The sequence below is a fragment of the Roseivivax sediminis genome (genome assembly GCF_900112685.1).
GTDB lineage: Bacteria > Pseudomonadota > Alphaproteobacteria > Rhodobacterales > Rhodobacteraceae > Roseivivax > Roseivivax sediminis.
In genome coordinates, this window is the sequence record NZ_FOMS01000009.1 from 135321 (window position 1) to 153768 (window position 18448).

Below are 18448 nucleotides of genomic sequence, written 5' to 3' on the forward strand. Positions count from 1 at the left end.
CAGGGTGGGCGACCCGCCCACCCCGGTTTCTTACGCCGATTTCGCGGCGGCGCCACGATCGGGCTTGTAGCCGAGGTTCGGCGCGAGCCAGGTCTCGATCTCCTCGATCTCCATACCCTTGCGCGCGGCGTAATCGGCAACCTGATCCGGGCCGATCCGGCCGACGCCGAAATAGGCCGCGTCGGGATGCGCGAAATAGAGCCCCGACACCGCCGCCGCCGGCCACATCGCGCAGCTTTCGGTCAGTGTGAGACCCGTGTTCGTCGGCGCGTCCAGCAGGTCGAACAGCGTCCGCTTCTCCGTGTGGTCAGGGCAGGCCGGGTAGCCGGCCGCCGGGCGGATGCCGCGGTACTTTTCCTTGATCAGCGCCTCGTTATCGAGCCCCTCGTCGGGCGCAAAGGCCCAGAGAGAGCGGCGCACGCGGGCGTGCAGCGCCTCCGCGAAGGCCTCCGCGATCCGGTCGCCCAGCGATTGCACGAGGATCGAATCGTAATCCTCGCCCGCCGCCTTGTAGGCGTCGGCGCGGGTATGCACCTCTTCGCCAGCGGTCACCGCAAAGCCGCCGATCCAGTCCGGCGTGCCCTTCGGCGCGATGAAATCGGCAAGGCACATCGAGGGCTTGCCCTTCGACTTCTGCCCCTGCTGGCGCAGCTGCGGCATCCGTGCGCGCAGTTTCTCGCGGCTCTCGTCCTCCCACACGAGGATGTCGTCGCCGTCCGAGTTCGCGGGCCAGATCGCCGCGACGCCGCGCGGCTTGAACCATTCCTCGGCGATGATCCGGTCGAGCATCTTCTGCGCGTTGTCGAAGAGCTCGCGCGCCGTCGGACCCTTAGTCGGATCGTTCAGGATCGCCGGGTAGACACCCTTCATCTCCCACGTGTTGAAGAACGGCGTCCAGTCGATGTACTCGGCGATCTCCGCGACGCTCATGTCGTCGACCACGGTCAGGCCGGGCACCTGCGGGCTCGGCGGCACGTACTCGTCCCAGCCGCCGTCGAAGCGGTTGGCCCGTGCCTCGGCGATCGGCGTTTTCACGCGCTCGTTCTGGCCGGCCGCGCCCTCGCGCAGCTTCTCCTGATCCGCGCGGATCTCCTCGAGGTACTCGGTGCGCATCTTCTTGGACAGAAGGCGCGAGACCACGCCCACGGCCTTGGACGCGTCATCCACGTGGATCACGCCGTGGTCGTATTCCGGCGCGACCTTCAGCGCGGTGTGCTTCTTGGAGGTCGTCGCGCCGCCGATCAGCAGCGGCAGGTCGAGGTTCTGGCGCTTCATCTCGGACGCCACGTCGACCATGCGGTCGAGCGACGGGGTGATGAGGCCCGACAGGCCGATGATGTCGGCCTTTTCCTCTTTCGCCTTGGCGATGATGTCCTCGGTCGGGACCATCACGCCCATGTCGACGACATCGTAGTTGTTGCACTGCAGAACGACGCCGACGATGTTCTTGCCGATGTCGTGCACGTCGCCCTTCACCGTGGCCATCAGCACCTTGCCCTTGGCGGAGGTGTCGCCGGACTTCTTCTTTTCCTCCTCCATGTAGGGGAGAAGGTGCGCCACGGCGGCCTTCATCACACGGGCGGACTTCACCACCTGCGGCAGGAACATCTTGCCCTCGCCGAAGAGGTCGCCGACCACGTTCATGCCGTCCATCAGCGGCCCCTCGATCACGTCGAGCGGCTTTTCCGCGCGCTGGCGACATTCCTCGGTGTCGTCGACGACGTAATCGGTGATCCCGTGCACCAGCGCGTGTTCCAGCCGCTTCTCCACGGCCTGCTCGCGCCACTTGGGGTCTTCCTTCTTCGCCGCCTCGCCGGAGCCGCGGTACTTGTCCGCGATCTCAAGCAGACGCTCCGTCGCGTCGTCGCGGCGGTTCAGCAGCACGTCCTCGACCCGCTCGCGCAGCTCGTCGGGGATGTCGTCGTAGACGGTGATCTGGCCCGCGTTCACGATCGCCATGTCCATGCCGAGCGGGATCGCGTGGTAGAGGAAGCACGAATGCATCGCCTCGCGCACCGGGTTGTTGCCCCGGAAGGAGAACGACACGTTCGACAGCCCGCCCGAAATGTGGGTGTCGGGCATGTCCGCCTTGATCAGCTTGATCGCCTCGAAGAACGCGTTGGCGTAATCGTTGTGCTCCTCGATCCCGGTCGCCACGGCGAAGATGTTGGGATCGAAGATGATATCCCAGGGATCGAATTTCGCCTTCTCGACCAGAAGGTCGTAAGAGCGACGGCAGATCTCGTACTTGTGCTGCGCGGTCTCGGCCTGGCCGTTCTCGTCGAAGGCCATGACCACGACGGCGGCGCCGTAGCGGCGGATCGTGCGCGCCTGTTCGAGGAACGCCTCCTCGCCCTCCTTGAGCGAGATGGAGTTCACCACGGAGCGGCCCTGCACGCATTTCAGGCCCGCCTCGATCACCTCGAACTTGGAGCTGTCAAGCATCACCGGAACGCGGGAGATGTCGGGCTCCGAGGCAATGAGGTTGAGGAAAGTGGTCATCGCCTGCTCGCTGTCGAGCAGGCCCTCGTCCATGTTCACGTCGATGATCTGGGCGCCGTTTTCCACCTGCTGGCGGGCGACATCGAGGGCGGTGGCGTAGTCGCCCTCCATGATCAGTTTCTTGAACTTGGCGGAGCCGGTGACGTTGGTACGCTCACCGACGTTGATGAATGTGGCGATACCGGTCATGCCGCGCTCCCTGCTTCGAACATTTCAAGGCCCGACAGGCGCATCTTGCGCACCTTCTCGGGGATCGGGCGGGGCGCCTTGCCCTCGACCGCCTTGGCAATGGCGGCGATGTGGTCCGGCGTGGTGCCGCAGCAGCCGCCGACGATATTGACGAGCCCGGAGGTCGCCCATTCCTCGAGATGCGCCGCGGTTTCCTCGGGCGTCTCGTCGTAGCCGCCCATCTCGTTGGGCAGGCCGGCGTTCGGGTAGGCGCTGATCCGGGTGTCCGCGACCTCGGACAGCGTGCGCACGTGCTGGCGCATCTCGCCCGCGCCCAGCGCGCAGTTGAGCCCGATGGAGAACGGGCGCGCATGGCTCATGGAGGCCCAGAACGCCTCCGGCGTCTGGCCTGTCAGGGTGCGGCCCGAGCGGTCGGTGATGGTGCCCGAGATCATCAGCGGCGGCACCGCGACGCCCTGGTCGCGCAACAATTCGATGGCGAAGATCGCCGCCTTGGCGTTCAGCGTGTCGAAGATCGTCTCGATCAGGATCACTTCCGCCCCGCCGTCGATCAGGCCCTTCGCGGCCTCGCCATAGGCTTGCGCAAGTTGGTCGAAGGTGATGCCGCGATAGCCGGGGTCGTTCACGTCCGGGCTGATCGACGCGGTCTGGTTCGTCGGCCCGATGCCGCCTGCGACCCAGCGCGGCTGCCCGTCCTCTTCCATCTTCGCCTCGACGGCCTCGCGCGCGAGCCGGACGCTCTCGACGTTCATCTCGTAGGACAGGCTTTCCATTTGGTAGTCGGCCTGGCTGACCGCGTTCGCGCCGAAGGTATTCGTGCAGAGGATGTTCGCCCCCGCATCGAGGAAATCCTTGTGGATCCCGCGGATCATGTCCGGCTGGGTGAGGCTGAGCAACTCGTTGTTGCCGCCCACGTCGGTGCCGTGGTCCTTGAACCTGTCGCCGCGATAAGTCGCTTCGTCGGGGCGTTCGGCCTGAATCATCGTGCCCATCGCGCCGTCGAGGACGAGGATTCGTTCCGCAGCCGCCTGGGTGATATCGGTCTTGGCCATAAATTGCCTCCTGAGCAGATCGAGGCGGTGTATATATGTTATCGGGCTCAACTTCACCCTCAGTCCAGGTGAATTCCACTCATAAACATTATGATTTCCTGGCGATGCGGCTTTTCTCGTCGCAGAGCGGGCTCTCAGCGCTGGGCGTGCCGGGAGATCAGCTCGGCCAGCTTGCGCTCGTCCACGGGCTTGGACAGGACGCCGACCGTCACCTCGGGCGCGTCGAGGTCTTCGGCCTGGCCCGAGACCACGATGCAGCCGACGCCCAGCGCGCTCAGTTCGTCGATAAGCCGCGGGCCGCCCCACCCGTCGGCCAGCCCGAGATCGACAATGGCAAGCTCTGCCCCGCGCTCACGGGCCACGCGGAGCGCCGCGCTCGAATCGCGGACGCTTCCCGCCACCTCGTGGCCGAGGTCCTCCAGCAGGTCCTCGAGCGCCAGCGCGATGACCGCCTCGTCTTCGCAGATCAGTATCTTCACGTCGCCCCCGGCCGGTGCCCTCGATCCGTGTAGCTCAAAGCGCCCGGCCCGTCGCCTGCCGAATGCGATGCGATGGTTGAAATCACATCCTTGCACTTTAATGTTTGCATCAAGCACGAAAAGAATTCCGCCTGGGACAGACCTTTCGCATCAGCGGCGGGCGCTCTTGGCGTACGAAGGGGGATACAGTGGCGGAACCGCAAGACCGCATCTCGACCGGCGTGCCGGGGCTCGACCGTGTGCTGAGAGGGGGCTACCCGGACGGCCGCATCATGCTGATCGAGGGCGCGCCCGGCACCGGCAAGACGACGCTGGCGCTGCATTTCCTCGTCGCCGGTGCGGCGGCGGGGAAACGCGCGCTCTTCGTCAGCGTGGCTCAGTCACGGCCGGAGCTTGAGATGATCGCCTCGTCCCACGGGCTCGACATCTCGGGGATCGAGGTGTTCACGCCCGAACTCGGCGCCGGCGAGCGCACCTTCTCGGTCGAGAGCGACGAAGCCGATCTCGTCAAGCTCATGGAGGGTGTGGGCGAGGTGCTGGAGACGTCCGAAGCCGACATCTTCGTGTTCGATTCCCTGCTCGAGCTGCGCATGCTCGCTTCCGCCGATTCCGTCTATCGGCGGGAACTGCTGATGCTGCGCCGACAATTGCGCGAACGCGGCTGCACCTCGATGCTGATCGACCACCTCGAACAGGCGGAAGGGCAGCGCAACGCCGAGGGCGTGGTGCACGGGGTCATAAAGCTGGACGCCGTCACGCCGCCCATCGGCGTGACCCAGCGGCGCTTGACGGTGGTCAAGCTGCGCGGCGCCCCGTTCAAGGAAGGCTGGCACGATTTTCGCATCGCGACGGGGGGAATCGAGGTGTTTCCCAGGGTCATCCCCGAAGAGGCGGAGCCGGCCGACCTCGAGGAACGGCTTGAGCCGCCGCACGAACCGCTCGCCCGGCTGTTGGGCGGCGGCCTCGAATTCGGCACCACGACGCTGGTTTCCGGGCAATCGGGCAGCGGCAAGTCGACGATCGCAACCCTCCTGGCGCGCGCCGCCGCCGATCGCGGCGTGCCGGCGGCCATGTTCCTGTTCGAGGAACGGCCCGAAGTGCTGCGCAACCGTTCGCGCGGCGTCGGCCTCGACATCGTGCCGCAGGAAGAGGCCGGGCGGCTCAACCTGCACCATTTCGATCCGGCCGAGGTATCGCCGGGCGAATTTGCCAACGCGGTCCTCGGCGCGGTGGACGAGGGCGCCCGACTGGTGGTCATCGACAGCCTCAGCGGCTATTTCGAAGCTCTCCCCGATCGCCGCCACGTGATGACGCACATGCAGGCGCTGCTGCAGCACCTGACGCGCCGCGAGGTCCTGGTAATCATTACGCTGTCCCAGCACGGTCTGCTGGGCGAGCCGCCGACCACCAGCATCGACACGAGTTTCCTCGCGGATTCCATCATCCTGCTGCGCCAGTACGAGTCGCGGGCCGAGATCCGCCGTTCGATCGCAGTGCTGAAGAAGCGCCACAGCGAACACGAACGCAACATCGAACAATTGATCATCCGGACCGGCGGCGTAGAGATCATACCGCTATCGGAGGAGGCCGAGGAACGTGCAAGATACGCATCCGAGCTCAGCGCCGAATAAGGCGGTGCCGGAGCCGGACGCGAATTCTCCTCCCGTCCTGATCCTGGCGCCCCTCGACGCCGACGCGGACGCGCTGTCGCGGCGGGTGGCGGCGTGCGGTCTGTCGGTACAGGTGTGCGACTCTGCCGGTGCGCTCGGCGCGTATCTCGATGCGAACGGGCCAGAGCGCGTGCTGTTCCTCGTCGTCAGCCAGGAAGGTGCAAACTCAGAGGCGGGACGCGTGCTCGACCGGACCCTGTCGAATGAACCGTCATGGGCGCGCCTGCCCATCGTCTTCCTCGTGTCCCGCGCGCAACGGCTGCCGCCGGCTTGCCGCATCCTCGACCGCAAGGAGCATGCGCCGCCCTTCATCGTGCTGGAGCGCCCCGCCAAGGCGACCGTCCTGCACCGCGTCTTCGAGGCGCAGGCCGAGGCCCGCCGGCGCCAGTTCGAGACGCGCGATCTGCTCGACCACCTTGCCCGCGAGGAGGAGCGCCGCCGCTTCCTGCTGAGCGAGCTGCGCCACCGCACGCGCAACAGCCTCGCGGTGCTGCAGTCGCTGTTCTCCATGTCGGTGCGGCGGGCGAAGGACCTGGAGAGCTTCGCCCGGTCCTTTGCGGTGCGGCTGCGCGCGCTCACCGATGCGCATGTCAGTCTGACGCAGGAAGGCTCCGCGCTGCGCAATCTCGGCGATCTACTGCGCGAGCACGTGCAGCCGTACGCGTTCTCCTCGGAGCAACTGCGGCTGAGCGGCCCCGCGGTCACGGTCAGCGAGAGGCTCGCCTTCGACCTTGCATTGGTGACGCACGAACTGGCCACCAACGCCGCGAAATACGGGGCGCTGTCGGTGGAGGACGGTCGCGTGGACGTCACGTGGGAGCCGGACGGCGAGACAGGGGAGCTCGATCTGGTCTGGAAGGAGAACGGCGGCCCGAAGGTGGAGCCGCCAGAGCGCCAGGGTCTCGGCACCCGCGTCATCGGCAGCTTCCTCGCGGGCAAGGCCTCCGCTGCGCTGGACTTCGCGGAGGACGGGGTGGCGTGGCACGCGCGGATAGACCCCGACGCCTTCGAGATGGCGGAGGATCCGCGTTCCGCGGCGCAGTAACGCTGCGCGGGGTGCCCGCACCTCAGGCGCGGGCACCATCGCCGGAAGTCATTCCAGCCCGGCGAGCACGCGGTCGGGCGTGGCCGGCATGTCGCGCACGCGCACGCCGCAGGCATGATGCACGGCGTTCAGCACCGCCGCGCCCGCGCCGCAGATGCCGAGCTCGCCCAGACCCTTGGCCTGCAGCGGGCCGGACCAGGGATCGCGTTCCTCCAGCAGGTGCACGTCGAGCGGCGGGACATCGGCATTCACCGCCATGTGGTATTCCGCGAAGTCGCGGTTGACGATATGGCCGTCGCGCCGGTCGTGAGTCAGGCCCTCGGTCAGCGCCATGCCGATCCCCCAGGTCATGCCGCCATGGCACTGGGAGCGCGCGGTCTTCTCGTTGAGGATACGACCGCAGGCGAAGGTGCCCTGCATCCGGCGCACCCGCACCTCACCGGTCACGTCGTTGACCGCGACCTCGGCGAAATGCGCGCCGAAGGTGGATTGCCGCACGTCCGAGAAGGCGTCCCCGGCGGTGACGTGGCCGTGACCGTTCAGCGACCCGCCGTCCAGCAGCTCCGCGATCGGGCGGCTCTCGTTGCCGCAGATCGCCGTGCCGTCTTTCAGCGTCAGGTCGGCCTCGTCGCAGTTCATCCGCTGGGCGATCGCCTGCCGGATCTCCTGCGCCGCGAGCCAGACTGCGTTGCCCGTCGTCGCCGCGCCGAAGGAGCCCCCGGAGCCGGAGCCCGGCGGGAAGGTCGTATCGCCCAGACGGACCTCGACGCGATCTGCCGGCAGGCCCAGCGCCTCACCCGCGATCTGGGTGAGGATGGCATAGGTCCCGGTGCCGATATCGGTCATGTCCGTCTCGACCACCGCACCCTCGGGCGACAGCGCGATGCGGGCCTCGGCCTCCATCATCAGGTTGACGCGGAAGGCGGCGGCCATGCCGGTGCCGATCCACCATTCGCCCTCGCGCCGGGCGCGCGGCGCGACGTCGCGTGCCGCCCAGCCGAAACGCTCCGCGCCCTCGCGCAGCGACCGCTCCAGCATGTGCGAGGAAAAAGGGATGCCGCTTTCGGGATCCTTGTCGGGGATGTTGCGCAGGCGCAGTTCCACCGGGTCGATGCCGACATCCGAGGCAAGCTCGTCCATCGCGCATTCGAACGCGGTCACGCCGACCGCCTCGCCGGGCGCGCGGACAGACCCGGCGGCGGGCCGGTTGAGCCGCGCCAGCCGCTCGCCGATCACCCGGTGCGCGCCGCCATAGGCGAAGTGCGTCGCCTGTGCGACCGGCTCCGCAAAGCCCTCTCCGGGCAGGTTGGAGACCAGCGATTCGTGGCCGATGCCCGAAAGCCGCCCCTCCGCGTCCGCGGCCAGCCGAATACGTTGGCGGGTCTCGGAGCGGCGGGTGACCGTCTCGAACACCTGCCGGCGATGCTGAACCACCTGCACGGGCCGGCCGAGCTCCTTCGCGGCGATGGCGGCGGCCACGGCATCGGCACTGATGCCAAGCTTGGAACCGAAACCGCCGCCGACGAATGGCGCCAGCAGACGCACGTTCTCGGGGTCGATCTCGAGGCTGTCGGCCAGTTCGTTCCGGTTGTACTTCAGCATCTGCAACGCCGAACGCACGGTCAGGCGGTCGCCGTCCCACCAGGCCAGCGTCGCGTGCGGCTCCATCGCCGCGCTGACGGAGCTGGCGGTGGTGTAGATCACGTCGACCGAATGCGCCGCACTCGACATCGCGCCATCGAGATCGCCGGTGGTGGTGTCCGGCTCTCCCTCCGGCTCGGCGTCTTCGGGATTGACGATGCCGGGGCTGCCGTCGGTGCGCAGCTTCAGGCTATGCGCGGCGTGGCGCGCGGTCTCGAAGCTTTCGGCGACCACGAGGGCGACCGGCTGGCCGATATAGTCCGCCTTGTCCACGCCCTGCACTGGCGCCTGGTTGGCGGTGCCCTGCGCAGCGTTGCGGATCATGCGCGGATCACGGATCACCGCGCGCACGCCGTCCGAATTGCGCACCTCGTCGAGGTTCAGCACCTCGATCCGGCCATGACCGGGCGCGCGCACCAGCATGCCGACCAGGCACCCCTCGGGCACCTCGTCGGCGGCATAGGTCGCCGCGCCGGTGACCTTGGCCTCGCCGTCGGGCCGGTCCATCGGGGTGCCGAGGATGCCCTGAGCATATCCCTCCGCACGATCCTCGCTCTGTCCGTCGACTTTCAGGTCCAGGCTCATTGCGTCGCCTCCTCAAGGGTGGCCCGCAGGACGCGGCGCGCCAGCGGGAGCTTGAATTCGGTGCCGTCCTGCGCCTTGGCACCCCGCAGCAGCGTATCGGCCGCCTCGTCGAACAGCTCGCGCGAGGGCGCGTTACCGGTCAGGAGAGCGTCGACCTCGGGATCGCGCCACGGCTTCGTGCCGAGCCCGCCGAAGGCGACGCCGGCATGGGCGATACGCCCTTGCTCCATTCGGATCACGGCCCCGACGGAGACGAGAGCAAAGGCATAGGATGCGCGGTCGCGCACCTTGCGGTAGACCTGCCGGTCGCCCTGCGGCGCGGGCAGACGCACCGCGGTGATGAGATCGCCGGGCTGAAGCACCGTCTCGATATGCGGCGTGTCGCCGGGCAGACGGTAGAAGTCGTCCATCTCGTGAAGCTTGGTGGTGCCGTCGGCGGCCTCTACCTCGACCTGCGCGCCCAGCGCGCGCATCGCAACAGCCATGTCGCTGGGATGCAGCGCGATGCAGTGATCGGACGTGCCGAGGATGGCGTGGTTGCGCGTCTCGCCGCCCAGCGCGGCACAGCCCTCACCGGGCGTTCGCTTGTTGCAGGGCGTGTCGGTGTCGTAGAAATACGGGCAGCGCGTGCGCTGCAGCAGGTTCCCGCCCGTGGTCGCCTTGTTGCGGAGCTGGCCGCTGGCCCCGGCCAGCAGGGCGCGGGACAGGATCGGGTAGACGCGGCGCACCCGCATATCGGCCGCAAGATCGCTGTTGGTGACCGTCGCGCCGATGCGCAGGCCGCCCTCGTGGTCCTCGATGCCATCCAGCGGCAGGCGCGAGATGTCGACGAGCGTGTCGGGCGCCATCACCTCAAGCTTCATCAGGTCGAGAAGGTTGGTCCCGCCCGAAATGAAGGTCGCGCCCGCGGTGGCAGCAGCCTTGCGGGCCGCGGCGGGGTCTTCGGCGCGCACGTAATCGAAGGGTTTCATGCGGCACCGTCCTTCTCCGCCGCCTGGCGGATCGCGGCGTTGATGCCGGGATAGCAGGAGCAGCGGCAGAGATTGCCGCTCATCCGCTCCGACAACTCTTCCTCGGTAAGCTCGTAGCCGCCCTCGAGCGAGTCGCTCGCGTGGCTCGGCCAGCCGTCTTCCAGCTCGCCCAGCATGCCTGTCGCAGAGCACAGCTGCCCCGGCGTGCAGAAGCCGCACTGAAACCCGTCATGTTCCACGAAGGCGGCCTGCAGCGGCGACAGCTCGCCGTTGGCGAGGCCTTCCACAGTGGTGACCTCGTCGCCGTCGTGCATCACGGCGAGGCTGAGACAGGAATTGATCCGGCGCCCGTTCACGAGAACGGTGCAGGCGCCGCATTGCCCGTGATCGCACCCCTTCTTGGAGCCCGTCAGGCCAAGCTCGCCGCGCAGCGCGTCGAGCAGAGACACGCGCGGGTCGACGTCGACCGTCTGCGCGTGCTTGTTGATGGTGAGGGTGATCTTCATGACATCTCCGGCGTGCTGTGTCTGGCTCGCTGAATCCGAGAACAGGTTCGGAGCCGCCTTGTTCCCCTGCATCTTTCCGGGATCTGCCACGTTGCCGCATTACGTCGGGTGAGGCAGGGCAACACCTCGGGTGCCCCCCCGGCAACTTCCGCGATCACAAAAGAATTTTTTCGGGAACATCTTTGCGCCGGCAAACTTTAGCCGACGTGACGTGGACAGCCAGGGAGATCTGCCATGCCGTCCGATGCCACTTCGCGTCGATCCGTCTTGACGGGCCTTGCGGTCCTTCCCGCGACTATCGCGCCGGCGGCGGCCGCGAGCGCACCTGCCGTTGAGACGGCGGAGCGCCCGGACGGGAACCCGCGCCACGATCCGGTGATGCCCGACACCGACCACGTCCGCACCTATTACGCGCTCGCCCGGAGCTGATCGAACAACGGAGGCCAGCTTGCTCAAACGCCGCAGCGCGCCGCGCACCGCCCGCCAGTCCTTCACCACCTCGGACCGTTCCGGCATCGACCGGCGGGGGTTCCTCAAGCGCTCCGGCCTGACCATCGGCGGGCTCGGCGCCATTGGTGGCACCGGCGGGCTCGTGGCCCACGCGGCGGGGCCCGAGGGTGTGTCGCGCGCGGCCGTGCCGCAGGCGGAGCAGCGCAAGACGGTCTGCCCGTTCTGCTCGGTCGGCTGCTCCATCTGGGCCGAGGTGCGCGACGGCGTCTGGACCGGGCAGGAACCCGTCTTCGAGAGCCCGATCAACCAGGGCACCCATTGCGCCAAGGGCGCTGCCACGCGCGAGATCGCGCTCGGCGAGCGTCGCCTCAAGTATCCGATGAAGAAGGAGGGCGGCGAATGGGTCCGCATCTCCTGGGACCAGGCGATCGAGGAGATCGGCACCGAGCTCATGCGCATCCGCGAAGAGACCGGGCCGGACGCGGTGGAATGGCTCGGTTCGGCCAAGTTCTCCAACGAAATGGCCTATCTCTTCCGCAAATTCGCGGCGCTCTGGGGGACGAACAACGTCGACCACCAGGCGCGGATCTGCCATTCGACCACCGTCGCGGGCGTCGCCAACAGCTTCGGCTACGGCGCGATGACCAATTCGTACAACGACATCCGCAAGTCGAAGTCGATCATCATCATCGGCGGCAACCCCGCGGAGGCGCATCCCGTCTCCATGCTGCACGTGCTGAACGGCAAGGAAAACGGCGCGCCGCTGATCGTCGTCGATCCGCGCTTCACCCGCACCGCCGCGCATGCCGACGAATATGTCCGCATCCGCCCCGGCGCCGACGTGGCCTTCCTGTGGGGGCTTGCGAAGGTCATCCTCGACAACGGCTGGGAGGACGCGGAATACCTGCGCCAGCGCGTCTACGGCATGGACAAGATCCGCGAGGAGGTCGCCAAGTGGACCCCCGAGGAGGTCGAGCGCGTCTCGGGCATCCCGCCCGAGCAGCTCGAGCGCGTGGCCCGCACCCTCGCCGAGAACCGGCCCGGCACGCTGATCTGGTGCATGGGGCTGACCCAGTCGACCATCGGCAACAACAAGACGCGCGCGGCGTCCGTGCTGCAGCTCATCCTCGGCAATATCGGCCTGTCGGGCGGCGGCGCGAACATCTTCCGCGGCCATGACAACGTGCAGGGCGCCACCGATCTCGGCGTGTCCTGCGACACGCTGCCGGCCTATTACGGGCTCAAGGAAGGCGCCTGGAAGCACTGGGGCCGGGTCTGGGACATCGATTACGAGTGGCTGCGCGGTCGCTTCACGTCCAAGGACCTGATGGAGGCGCCGGGCATCCCCGTCAGCCGTTGGCCCGATGGCGTGATGGAAGAGGGCGACGCGCTAGACCAGCCCGATCCGCTGCGCGCGGTGTTTTTCTGGGGCCATGCCTCCAACAGCCAGACGCGCGGCCCCGACCGGCAGGAGGCGTGGAAGCGCGCCGACCTCGTCGTGGTCGTTGACCCATACCCGACGCAGACCGCCATCGAGGCCGACAAGCCGGACGGAATGTACCTTCTGCCGTCCGGCTCGACGATGGAGATGGCCGGCTCGGTCACCAACTCCAACCGCTCGATCCAGTGGCGCGAGAAGGTCATCGACCCGATGTTCGAGGCCAAGGCCGACACCGAGATCCTTTACCTGTTCTCCCAGCGGCTCGGCTTCGCCGACCAGATGTGGAAACATATCGGCGTCGACGGCAACCTGCCGAGCCCCGAGGACACGCTGCGCGAGATCAATCGCGGCACCTGGACCATCGGTTATACCGGACCGAGTCCCGAGCGCCTGAAGGCGCACATGGAGCAGCAGCACCGCTTCGATTCCGTCACCCTTCTGGGCAAGGGCGGCGACGTCGACGGCGACTATTACTGCCTTCCCTGGCCCTCTTGGGGCCGGCCCGAGCAGGGCCATCCCGGCACGCCCCTCCTGTACGACACCTCCAAGAGCGTGGCCGAGGGCGGTCTGCCCTTCCGCGCCCGCTGGGGCGTGTCGCACGAGGGCGAGAACCTTCTGGCAGAGGACAGTTTCACCCAGGGATCGGAGATCGAGGACGGCTACCCCGAGATCACCGTGAACATGCTCGAGGCGCTCGGCTGGGCGAACGAGCTCACCGACCGCGAGAAGCTGATGATCGTGGCCGTGGCCGCCGACCGCTTCCGCTGGGAGATGTTCGAGATGTCGGATGCCGAGGTCGGCGAGGCGATGCGCGCGCTCGAGGAGGCCGTGCGCAGCGGGCAGAGCGGCGGCGGCGGCGCTAACGCCCAGACCGACGGCTCCTGGCAGGGGTCCAGCGGCAGTGGCGGCGACCGCATGCAGCCCGGGGAGGCCGAGGGCTTCTTCCCCAACTACCCCGACAACGCGCTGGCGGCGATCGAGGCCTACCTGCAGGCCAACCCGCAGACCGACGAGGCCGATGACGCCTCCCTGTCGGAAAAGATCGCCCGCGTGAACTGGAAGACCGACCTGTCGGGCGGCGTGCAGCGCGTCGCCATCGCGCACGGTCTTGCCCCCTTCGGCAACGGCAAGGCCCGCGCCGTGGTCTGGACCTTCCCCGACGAGGTGCCACAGCACCGCGAGCCGCTTTACACCAATCGCCGGGATCTCCTGCCCGACTACGCCACCTTCGAGGACAAGAAGATCTGGCGCCTGCCGTCGCTCTACCGCTCAGTGCAGGAGCAGGATTACAGCTCCGAGTTCCCGCTCGCGCTCACCTCCGGCCGGCTGGTCGAATACGAGGGCGGCGGCGACGAGACGCGCTCGAACCCCTGGCTGGCCGAGTTCCAGCAGCAGATGTTCGCGGAAATCAGCCCCTCCGATGCCGGCGACGCCGGCATCGAGACCGGCGGCTGGGTCTGGATCGCAACGCCCGAGGGCCGCATCCGCGTCAAGGCGATGGTCACCAACCGCGTCGGCGCCGGGACGGTGTTCATGCCGTTCCACTTCGCCGGCATGTGGATGGGAGAGGCCATCCACGACCGCTATCCCGAAGGCGCCAAGCCCTACGTGATGGGCGAGGCGTCCAACACCGTTCAGACCTACGGCTACGACGTCGTGACGCAGATGCAGGAAACCAAGGCGACCCTGTGCCGCGTCGAGAAAGCCTGAGGAAGGAGCCCGCATGGCCCGCGTGAAGTTTCTGTGCGACGCCGAGCGCTGTATCGAGTGCAACGCCTGCGCAACCGCCTGCAAGAACGAGCACGAAGTGCCCTGGGGCATGGTGCGCCGCCGCGTCGTGACCATCGACGACGGCGAGCCGGGCGAGAAGTCCATCGCCACGTCCTGCATGCACTGCACGGATGCCCCCTGCGTGTCGGTCTGCCCGGTCTCGACGCTCTACCAGACCGATATCGGCGTGGTGCTGCACGACAAGGACACCTGCATCGGCTGCGGCTACTGCTTCTACGCCTGCCCGTTCGGCGCGCCGCAATTCCCCAAGTCGACGCTGTTCGGCAGCCGCGGCAAGATGGACAAGTGCACCTATTGCGCCGGCGGCCCGGAAGAGAACCATTCCGAGGCCGAGTACCGCAAGTACGGCACCAACCGCATCGCCGAGGGCAAGCTGCCGATCTGCGCCGAGGTCTGTTCCACCCGCGCCCTGCTTGCCGGTGACGGAGAGACCATCGGCGAGATCTACCGCGAACGGGTCGTGCATCGCGGCTTCGGCTCGGGCGCCTGGGGCTGGAACACCGCCTATTATCCGGAGGACGGGGCATGAGCGAGACGGACGGCGGCGTCCGGGGCCGCGACTTCACCGGGTATCGCATCGCCGGCGCGCTGTCGGCGCTGCTGTTCCTCGTGCTGCTGGCCTGGCAGGTGACGGTGCTGTTCAGCGCCGACTCGACCGTTCAGCCCGAAGCGGCCTGGCGGGTGGCCTCCGAGGGCGCCGGCGATGCCGGCAGCGGCACGCTCGCCTCCGAGGCGCTGACTGCGCGGACCCGGCTTCTGGACGAACGCTTCCGCACCGGCCCCTCGCCAGAGGCCGACGCGCCCGAAGGGGCACTGTCGCAGGATTTCGCGCTGGAGCAGACGCCGCTCGATGACGGCGCGGCGCTGACCCGCGCCTGGTCGGTACCGGACGAGGACACAGCCGCGATGATGCACGAGCCCGGCCGGGTCGAGGGCATCTCGTCCCTGCCCTACAGCAACGCCGCGCTTTACGAACGCCCCTTCGCGCGCGACTGGCGCCTCGGCATGTCGGACGTCATCACCCATATGGGGGCGCTCGCGATCCTCGGCATGGCGTTCCTTCTGTCCGCCGTCCTCGCCCTCCGCGGCCGGGTACCGATCCGCCGCGGCAAGAGCGGCCGGTCGGTCAAGCGCTTCGGCTTCGTGGAGCGCGCGACCCACTGGCTGACCGCGGTCAGCTTCCTCGGCCTCGCCTTTACCGGCATCGCCATCGCCTACGGCGAGACGCTGTTCGTGCCGCTGGGCGAGCGGGCGATGGGCACGCTCGGCTGGTGGTCGACCTGGGGGCACGTGCTGTTCGCGCCGACCTTCTTTCTCGGCCTCGTTGTTATGGCGGTGATGTGGACGGGCCGGAACCTGCCCTCGAAACTCGACATCAACTGGATCGCCAAGGGCGGCGGGTTCTTCTCGGATGACGGCCCGCACCCGCCGGCGCGCAAGTTCAACGCGGGCCAGAAGCTCATCTTCTGGTCGGCGATCCTCGGCGGGCTCGTCATGGTCGCCACCGGTGTGACGCTGATGTTCCCGTTCTACTGGCTCGACATCGGCGGGATGAGCTGGGCGATGCTGATCCACGCCGCGATCGCGGTCCTGCTGATCGCCGTGTTCCTGGGCCACATCTACATCGGCTCGGTCGGCATGCACGGCGCCATCCACGCGATGTGGAGCGGCCGGGTCGACCGCAACTGGGCCGAGGATCACCACGAGCTCTGGCTGCGCGAAGAAGAACCCGCTGAAGGAGGCGCATCATGAAGGCATTCGTGACCGGCACGGCGCTCGTCGCACTGGGCGCCGTTCTCACCTACACCGCGCTCCTCAGCTTCGACCAGTCCACCGCCGAGCGCTACCAGGACGGCTCGGTGGTCCTGCTCGACCACGCCACCTCGTGGGACACTGACTGACGGCTCGACGCAACCGTGCAGGGCGCGCAGCGGCAGGATCGCCGCGCGCCACTCGCGAAGGTCCGATCGCCACGCGCCCACGTCCCACCCGCAATCGCTGAATTGCGCCTCGCGGACAGCGCAAAAACCGCCGCCCGCGCCCCTGGTTTCATCTGTCCGAAAATATCCCGGGGGTGTGGGGGCTGGCCCCCACTCCCGCACCCTCCACCGGCCCGACCGCCCTGTCAGTACTTCCCGTCGAAAGTCAGCCGCGAGGGCAGCGGCGGCAGGTTGCGGCGGCGCGCCGCCTCGTCGATCACGCCGGCATCGAACGGCTGGTTCAGGTTCACCCCGTCGAACGGCATCGCCGGCTCCGGCGTGTCCGGAAAATTCCCCTCGTCGCCATTGCGCATTGCCAGAGTCGCCTGTTTGGCCTCGCGGGCGATCTCGCGGGTCAGACGCTCCGCTTCGGTCTCGGAATTGACCACCCTCGGGCGCAGCAGGATCAACAGCACCCGCTGCGATTTCGACCGGTTCTTGCCGCGAAAGAGCCCGCCGACGACCGGCAGCCTGGAGATCCCCGGCACGCGCTGCGTCTGCGTGCCCCAGCCGTCCTCCAGAAGCCCGCCCAGCAGCACCACGTTGCCGCCCTGCACCAGCACCGTCGTCGTCAGCGCCCGCTTGGCGGTGATCTCGCCTCCGGCCGAGGACTGACTGCTGGTGAGATTCGACACCTCCTGGCTCACATCCAGTTTCACGGTCTCGTCCGCGTTGATCTGCGGCGTCACGGTCAGGGTCAGGCCGACGTCCTGCCGCTCGATGGTCTGGAACGGGTTGTCGGGCACCGCGCTTTCGCCGACCTGCGCGAACGAGCCGGTGACGAAGGGCACGTTCTGCGCCACCACGATTTCCGCCTCCTGGCCGTTGAGGGTCAGGATAGACGGGGTCGACAAGAGCCGCGTCGACTGGGTGCGCGCGATGGCTGACAGGAACCCGGCGAAGCCGCGGTCGTAATTGCCGGGCACGCCACCGATCACCGCGCCGGGCCCGGCATCGGCGCTCTGGTCGTTGAGGAGCGCCGAGACGAGAGAGGTCAGGCTCGGCCGCCCCTCGAGAGAGAACTGGACGCCGCCCACGACCGCGTCGTTCAGGATCCCGGCGAACTGCGCGGAAAGGTCGGAGAACCCTTCCACCGACATCTCGAAGATCACGCCTTCGACAAGCACCTGGGTCGGCCGCCTGTCGAGATGCCGGATCATGTTGACGATATCGCCCATGCGGTCCTGCGGCGCCGTCACCAGAAGCGAGGAGGTCTGCGGCTCGGGCACGATGCGCACCTCGCCCGAGGGCCCGCTCTCACCGCCGGCTCCGACGCTTTGCAGCACGACCCCGGCCAGCGCGGCGGGGTCGGCGTAATTGAGCTGCACCACCCGCGACGCCACCGTGTCCTGCTGCCCGTCGAGTCGCCCGGCCAGAAGCCGCACCTGCTGGCGCAGACTTTCGGGCCCCGACACCACCAGCGCGTTGGAGCGGCGGTCGACGGTCACGCTGGCGCGATCGCCGACGATGTTCATGCCCTGGATCACCTGGAGCACCTCGGCGGCGTCGGCATTGCGCAGGCGCACCAGCTCGATCGGGTCGGCGGCGGGCACGTCGAGCCGATCGATCAGCCCGGTGATGCGCCGCAGGTTCGGCGTGCGGTCCGACAGGATCAGGAGGCGCGACCCCGGCACCGTGGAGATCACCGCCTCGGCCGGGAGAAGAGGGCGGACCACCTCCACCGCCTCGGCGGGGGTGAGGTTGCGCAAGGGGATCACGCGGGTCTCGTAGCCGCTCGTCGCCGCGCCCGGCGACAGCTCCCGCGCGGAGCCGAGGGGCACGATGCGGTCGGCCTCCACACCCTCCACGATGGTCAGGCGGTTGAGCTCCAGAACGTTGAGGAACACCTCGTAGAGCGCGGCCGGCGCCATGTCGCTCGGCGCCAGAACGGTGACCGTCCCGCGCACCCCCGGATCGAGGACGAAGCTGCGGCCCGTCGCCTCCGACACGATCTCCACGAAACTGCGCAGATCGGCGTCCCGCAGGTCGAGCGCGACCTGCGCGGGCGCCGCCGAGGGCAGCGCGGCGAGCGCCAGGCAGACGGCGAGCGCACCTGCGACGGCGCGCCTGCGACACGACCGCAGGAAGTCTTTCATGGCTGCTCTCTCCGCCTCGGCCCCCGATTGGACCCGGTGGCGCGTTCTTGT

Annotated in this window: 14 protein-coding genes; 7 read left to right on the top strand and 7 right to left on the bottom strand. The window is 68.0% G+C overall.

From position 1 onward, the window contains the following. Positions 1-30: 30 nt before the first annotated feature. The 3 genes from metH to F3H57_RS14925 form a co-directional block, all read right to left on the bottom strand. A complete protein-coding gene (gene metH, locus F3H57_RS14915; protein WP_149756720.1) occupies positions 31-2691 on the bottom strand; it encodes a methionine synthase in 2661 nt (886 codons plus the stop codon). Then, on the bottom strand, positions 2688-3743 hold the full coding sequence (locus F3H57_RS22980) for a homocysteine S-methyltransferase family protein (RefSeq protein WP_149756721.1): 1056 nt from the start codon (positions 3741-3743) through the stop codon (positions 2688-2690). The genes metH and F3H57_RS22980 overlap by 4 nt, the downstream gene beginning before the upstream one ends. 134 nt (positions 3744-3877) lie before the next feature. Then, positions 3878-4222 carry a response regulator gene (locus F3H57_RS14925; RefSeq protein ID WP_188129699.1) on the bottom strand — a complete coding sequence of 115 codons (345 nt, stop codon included), beginning with the start codon at positions 4220-4222 and terminating at the stop codon, positions 3878-3880. A gap of 188 nt (positions 4223-4410) precedes the next feature. On the opposite strand from F3H57_RS14925, the gene F3H57_RS14930 reads away from it, so the two are divergent. Both F3H57_RS14930 and F3H57_RS14935 read left to right on the top strand, forming a co-directional pair. Then, the gene (locus tag F3H57_RS14930) at positions 4411-5853 is read left to right on the top strand and encodes an ATPase domain-containing protein (RefSeq protein ID WP_188129700.1); all 1443 of its coding nucleotides are present in this window, start codon (positions 4411-4413) and stop codon (positions 5851-5853) included. Continuing rightward, entirely contained in the window at positions 5819-6937 is a 1119-nt protein-coding gene (locus tag F3H57_RS14935; RefSeq protein ID WP_149756724.1) for a sensor histidine kinase, read from the top strand. Before F3H57_RS14930 ends, F3H57_RS14935 begins: the two co-directional genes overlap by 35 nt. Positions 6938-6985: 48 nt before the next feature. Here the strand turns inward: F3H57_RS14935 and F3H57_RS14940 are convergent, their stop codons facing one another. The 3 genes from F3H57_RS14940 to F3H57_RS14950 are packed head-to-tail and all read right to left on the bottom strand — an operon-like array spanning position 6986 to position 10640. Next, entirely contained in the window at positions 6986-9163 is a 2178-nt protein-coding gene (locus F3H57_RS14940) for a xanthine dehydrogenase family protein molybdopterin-binding subunit (protein WP_149756725.1), read from the bottom strand. Next, complete coding sequence (locus F3H57_RS14945) at positions 9160-10134, bottom strand: FAD binding domain-containing protein (RefSeq protein ID WP_149756726.1); 975 nt, start codon at positions 10132-10134, stop codon at positions 9160-9162. Before F3H57_RS14945 ends, F3H57_RS14940 begins: the two co-directional genes overlap by 4 nt. Beyond that, on the bottom strand, positions 10131-10640 hold the full coding sequence (locus F3H57_RS14950) for a 2Fe-2S iron-sulfur cluster-binding protein (RefSeq protein ID WP_149756727.1): 510 nt from the start codon (positions 10638-10640) through the stop codon (positions 10131-10133). Before F3H57_RS14950 ends, F3H57_RS14945 begins: the two co-directional genes overlap by 4 nt. A 234-nt stretch (positions 10641-10874) precedes the next feature. On the opposite strand from F3H57_RS14950, the gene F3H57_RS14955 reads away from it, so the two are divergent. Genes F3H57_RS14955 through F3H57_RS22270 form a run of 5 tightly spaced genes read left to right on the top strand, consistent with a single transcriptional unit; the run spans position 10875 to position 16223 of the window. Continuing rightward, on the top strand, positions 10875-11069 hold the full coding sequence (locus F3H57_RS14955) for a formate dehydrogenase (RefSeq protein WP_149756728.1): 195 nt from the start codon (positions 10875-10877) through the stop codon (positions 11067-11069). 19 nt (positions 11070-11088) lie between these two features. After that, entirely contained in the window at positions 11089-14241 is a 3153-nt protein-coding gene (locus F3H57_RS14960; RefSeq protein WP_223163089.1) for a formate dehydrogenase subunit alpha, read from the top strand. Between the two features lie 13 nt (positions 14242-14254). Next, the gene (gene fdh3B, locus F3H57_RS14965) at positions 14255-14851 is read left to right on the top strand and encodes a formate dehydrogenase FDH3 subunit beta (protein WP_149756729.1); all 597 of its coding nucleotides are present in this window, start codon (positions 14255-14257) and stop codon (positions 14849-14851) included. Further along, a complete protein-coding gene (locus F3H57_RS14970) occupies positions 14848-16074 on the top strand; it encodes a formate dehydrogenase subunit gamma (protein ID WP_149756730.1) in 1227 nt (408 codons plus the stop codon). The genes fdh3B and F3H57_RS14970 overlap by 4 nt, the downstream gene beginning before the upstream one ends. Beyond that, positions 16071-16223: a hypothetical protein gene (locus F3H57_RS22270; RefSeq protein WP_188129701.1), complete on the top strand. Its 153-nt coding sequence runs from the start codon at positions 16071-16073 to the stop codon at positions 16221-16223. Before F3H57_RS14970 ends, F3H57_RS22270 begins: the two co-directional genes overlap by 4 nt. Before the next feature lie 224 nt (positions 16224-16447). On the opposite strand, the gene gspD is transcribed toward F3H57_RS22270, so the two are convergent. Beyond that, positions 16448-18397 carry a type II secretion system secretin GspD gene (gspD, locus tag F3H57_RS14975; protein ID WP_149756731.1) on the bottom strand — a complete coding sequence of 650 codons (1950 nt, stop codon included), beginning with the start codon at positions 18395-18397 and terminating at the stop codon, positions 16448-16450. Positions 18398-18448: the final 51 nt, after the last annotated feature.